This is a genomic window from Methylocucumis oryzae, from assembly GCF_000963695.1.
GTDB classification, from domain to species: Bacteria; Pseudomonadota; Gammaproteobacteria; order Methylococcales; family Methylomonadaceae; genus Methylovulum; species Methylovulum oryzae.
This window is the reverse complement of record NZ_LAJX01000166.1, coordinates 1-4,129: the sequence shown is the minus strand read 5'-3', so window position 1 is coordinate 4,129 and position 4,129 is coordinate 1. Positions and strand designations below refer to the sequence as shown.

The 4,129-nt window shown below is 46.5% G+C and carries 4 protein-coding genes; all 4 read right to left on the bottom strand.

Going from position 1 to position 4,129, the window contains the following annotated elements; translation table 11 throughout:
- Window positions 1–198: 198 nt before the first annotated feature.
- The gene (locus tag VZ94_RS15205; RefSeq protein WP_052700605.1) at window positions 199–1,419 is read right to left on the bottom strand and encodes an NAD(P)/FAD-dependent oxidoreductase; all 1,221 of its coding nucleotides are present in this window, start codon (window positions 1,417–1,419) and stop codon (window positions 199–201) included.
- Between the two features lie 30 nt (window positions 1,420–1,449).
- Complete coding sequence (nirD, locus tag VZ94_RS15200; RefSeq protein WP_045779881.1) at window positions 1,450–1,779, bottom strand: nitrite reductase small subunit NirD; 330 nt, start codon at window positions 1,777–1,779, stop codon at window positions 1,450–1,452.
- Window positions 1,779–2,645 carry a ferredoxin-like domain-containing protein gene (locus VZ94_RS30945; RefSeq protein ID WP_275575289.1) on the bottom strand — a complete coding sequence of 289 codons (867 nt, stop codon included), beginning with the start codon at window positions 2,643–2,645 and terminating at the stop codon, window positions 1,779–1,781. Before VZ94_RS30945 ends, nirD begins: the two co-directional genes overlap by 1 nt.
- A gap of 1 nt (window position 2,646) precedes the next feature.
- On the bottom strand, window positions 2,647–4,129 hold a 1,483-nt coding region (nirB, locus tag VZ94_RS30940), incomplete at its 5' end, for a nitrite reductase large subunit NirB (RefSeq protein ID WP_275575288.1).

The window sequence follows — 4,129 nt, the reverse complement described above, 5'->3', positions numbered from 1 at the left end:
GGCAGCAGGGATGCTGCCGCCAAGCTACAGGGACGTATTTACGGCGTCCTCGGCAAACTGCTCCTGCGTTGCCCTACTACACGCCATCCCTGGCGTTATGCGGTCTGAATGACCTGTCCCGTCTTAAGTTGGTAGCCTGTTTTAAGTATATACGCACAAACAAAACCAAATAGCAAGTTTGTTAGCGTATATCATGAGTTACGACGCATAAGCCTGACCAAAAATCAGCATTTCGCGCATAGGGTTAATATCACAACCTTGCTCTAATAATTCTTGATACCACAAACCGTCTGCCGTATCGCCATACAACACCGCGCCTGCAAGCTTACCTTGCTGAATCACTAGTTTTTTATAAACGCCTAACTCAGTATCGGTAAACACGATTTGCTCGCTGTGGTTATCACCTAAAAAATTACCTAGCGAAAATAAATTAATACCGGTCACTTTTAATTTAGTGGCGGTTGGCACCGTCAGATACATCGCAACGCCGTGTGTACTTAAGTGGTTAGCACAGACCTTAGCTTGCTCAAATAACGGTGCCACTAAGCCAAACGTGTCACCGCGATGCTGCACGCATTCGCCCACCGCATAAATGCTAGGGTCATACGTTTGCATCGTGTCATTGACCATAATGCCGCGCTCGCAATATAAGCCTGCCGCTTGCGCTAATTCGATATTCGGTTGAATACCTACTGCGGCTACGAATAAATCACAAGCCAATTCAGAGCCGTCATCAAAACGCACTGCCCGCACATGTCCTTTGTCATCACCAATTAGCGCTTGGGTTTTTGCTGCTAGCTTAAACTGAATACCCCGCGCTTCTAGTTGCTGTTGCAATAAGGTCGCCGCTGGTTTATCTAACTGTCGGTTTAATACTTGCGCATGACTGTGAATCACAGTGACCTCCATGCCACGCATAACTAGACCATTAGCAGCTTCTAAGCCCAACAAACCACCGCCTAGCACAACGGCTTGGCGGTGCGTTTGGCTATACGCCAACATCGTGTTAACGTCAATGACATCACGAAAACTCACCACGCCGTCTAACTCGTGTCCTGGCATCGACGGTTTAGCGGCGCGCGAACCGGTTGCGATTAACAGTTTATCGTACTGTGCAACTGTCCCATCTTTAGCAATCACTTGTTTACGGCGGCGGTCAATTTTCACAACGGCTTTGTCTTCACCGGTATGCAACACAATACCGTGTTGCTGATACCACTCTGGTGAGTTAATCACAATATCATCCATGGTTTTTTCACCCGCTAGCACCGATGACAATAAGATACGGTTGTAATTACCATAGGCTTCAGCACCGAACACGGTAATATGGTATAAATCGGGCGCAGCGGATAAGAGTTCCTCAACAGTCCGTATGCCTGCCATCCCGTTTCCGATGACTACTAATTTTTTCTTAGTCATTACAGCTCTCTTAACGGTATGTTTGGAGTCTTACGCTATCGCAATAGCGACACGGCCATCGACGATACGCGTTTGATACGCAGGCACAACAACACTGGCATCTTCCAAGCATTCACCGGTTAATAAGTTGAAATGCTGCTTATATAAAGGCGAAGCGACAACGAGTTGACCATTAATGTCGCCAAGAATACCGCGTGATAACACATTAGCCTGGCCAAACGGGTCAAAATTACTAATCGCATAAGCCATTTGGTCTTTGGTTGAATAAAACAGCGCTACTTGCTTACCATCGACTAACGCACAGACACCCGAGTCAGGTTGTAACTCGTCAGAACTACAAATTTCTACCCACGTTGTCATTATGCAACCTCTACTAAACGAAAATGTTTGCGTTCTTCTTCATTCGCTGGACGAATCTGCCCACGTTCCTCGACAAACACAATGTTGTCATCGACTTGCTCGCTGTTCACAAAATGTCTAAAGCGTTTTACTTTTTCTTCATTCTCTATCGTCGTTTTCCATTCGCACTGATAGGTGTCAATCACGGCTTGCATTTGTTGCTCTAGCTGCTCAGCAATAGCTAATTTATCGTCAATAATGACCGATTTTAGATACTCTAAACCGCCTTCCATGTTTTCCAACCAAACCGAGGTGCGTTGTAAACGGTCGGCGGTGCGTACATAAAAACTTAAAAAGCGGTCTATATAGCGAATTAACGTGGCTTTATCTAACCCGGTCGCAAATAAATCGGCATGTCTGGGCTTCATGCCACCATTACCACACACATATAAACTCCAACCTTGCTCGGTAGCAATCACGCCCACGTCTTTGCCTTGTGCTTCCGCGCATTCGCGCGTACAACCTGATACGCCAAATTTTATTTTATGCGGCGCTCTTAAGCCTTTGTAACGATGTTCTAATTCAATCGCTAAGCCTACGCTGTCATCTACGCCATACCGGCACCATGTACTGCCGACACATGACTTCACTGTCCGTAGCGCCTTACCATAAGCATGACCAGATTCAAACCCAGCCTCTATTAAATCGCGCCATATCAGTGGTAATTGCTCAACTCGTGCGCCAAAAAAATCAACGCGTTGACCACCGGTAATTTTGGTGTAAAGCTGGTATTTCATACCGATTTGGCCTAACTTCATCAGCTTTTCTGCGCTAATTTCACCACCACAAATACGAGGCACCACGGAATACGTGCCGTCTTTTTGCATATTAGCTAAAAAACGTGTCGTTGGTATCTTGCAGCCCTAAATGCGGCGTAGACAAAATATAATCATTCCATTGCGACGCCAAGATAGAGCCAACTGCGGGTTTACAAATCTCGCAGCCGCGACCTTTACCATGTTTTTCTAACAACTCGTTAAAAGTCTTAATGCCTTCAACGCGGATAATGTTAAACAAATCTTGCCGGGTATAAGGGAAATGCTCGCAAATATCGGTAGATACGGTAAAACCGCGTTTGCTTAATTCCGCGTTTAATACCGATTTCAATAACGATACACAGCCGCCACAGCCAGTACCTGCTTTGGTTTCAGCTTTTAGCTCATTCAGTGTCGTATAGCCTGCATCTATTGCTGAACACACCGCGCCTTTATCAACGTTATGGCAAGAACAGATTTGCGCGCTGGCCGGTAACGCATCAGGGCCTAAGCCTACCGGTGCGTCGCCTTCGCGTTGCGGTAAAATCAACGCATCGGGATTAGCAGGCAACGCAATACCGTTTAAGCAATATTGCAATAAGGTGTCGTAACTCGTCGCATCGCCGACTAACACAGCACCTAATAATCGCTTTTTATCGGCACTGACCACTAGGCGTTTATAGACCTCACTCGCGCCGTCTTGATAGGTATAAACTAACGCGCCCGGTGTTTTAGCATGGGCATCGCCAATACTTGCCACATCGACCCCCATTAGCTTTAACTTCGTACTCATATCAGCGCCAGTAAAGGCTTGCTCGCCACCGGTTAAATCAGCAACTACCGTACGCGCCATGGCATAACCCGGCGCCACTAAACCAAATATCATGTTATGCCACAACGCGCATTCGCCTATCGCATAAATATCGGGGTCAGAGGTTAGACATTGGTTATTAATGACGATACCGCCTCTAACACCCATGTCTAAACCGGATGCACGTGCTAATTCGTCACGCGGGCGAATACCTGCTGAGAACAACACAATATCGGTTTCAAGCTGCTCACCGTCAGCAAAACACATTTTGTTAACACAGGACTCACCGTCTTCGATTAATACGGTATTTTTACCGGTATGCACCATCACGCCTAAAGCCTCAATCTTTTGGCGTAACATCGCACCGCCCGCTTCGTCTAACTGCACACTCATTAACCGTGGTGCAAATTCGACTACATGAGTCGCTAAACCCAAATCGGTTAACGCTTTCGCAGCTTCTAAACCAAGCAAACCACCACCGACCACTGTACCGATTTTTGCACCCGTTGCCGCTTTAGTAATGGCCTCTAAGTCTTCGATAGTACGATACACGAGGCAGTTTTCTCTGTCTGAGCCTGGCACCGGTGGCACAAAAGGATATGAACCGGTTGCCAACACCAGTTTGTCATAGCTAACAGTCACGCCTTTTGCTGACGTAACAGTTTTTTGCGCCCGGTCTATACTAACGGCTTTATCGCCTAAATGAATCTGAATGCCGTGGTTGCTAAAAAAAAAAAAAAAAAAA

Bases quoted from the DNA above. Each gene is read 5' to 3' on its own strand.
- nirD (WP_045779881.1), bottom strand. From the start codon at position 1,779: ATGACAACGTGGGTAGAAATTTGTAGTTCTGACGAGTTACAACCTGAC.
- VZ94_RS15205 (WP_052700605.1), bottom strand. From the start codon at position 1,419: ATGACTAAGAAAAAATTAGTAGTCATCGGAAACGGGATGGCAGGCATA.
- VZ94_RS30945 (WP_275575289.1), bottom strand. From the start codon at position 2,645: ATGCAAAAAGACGGCACGTATTCCGTGGTGCCTCGTATTTGTGGTGGT.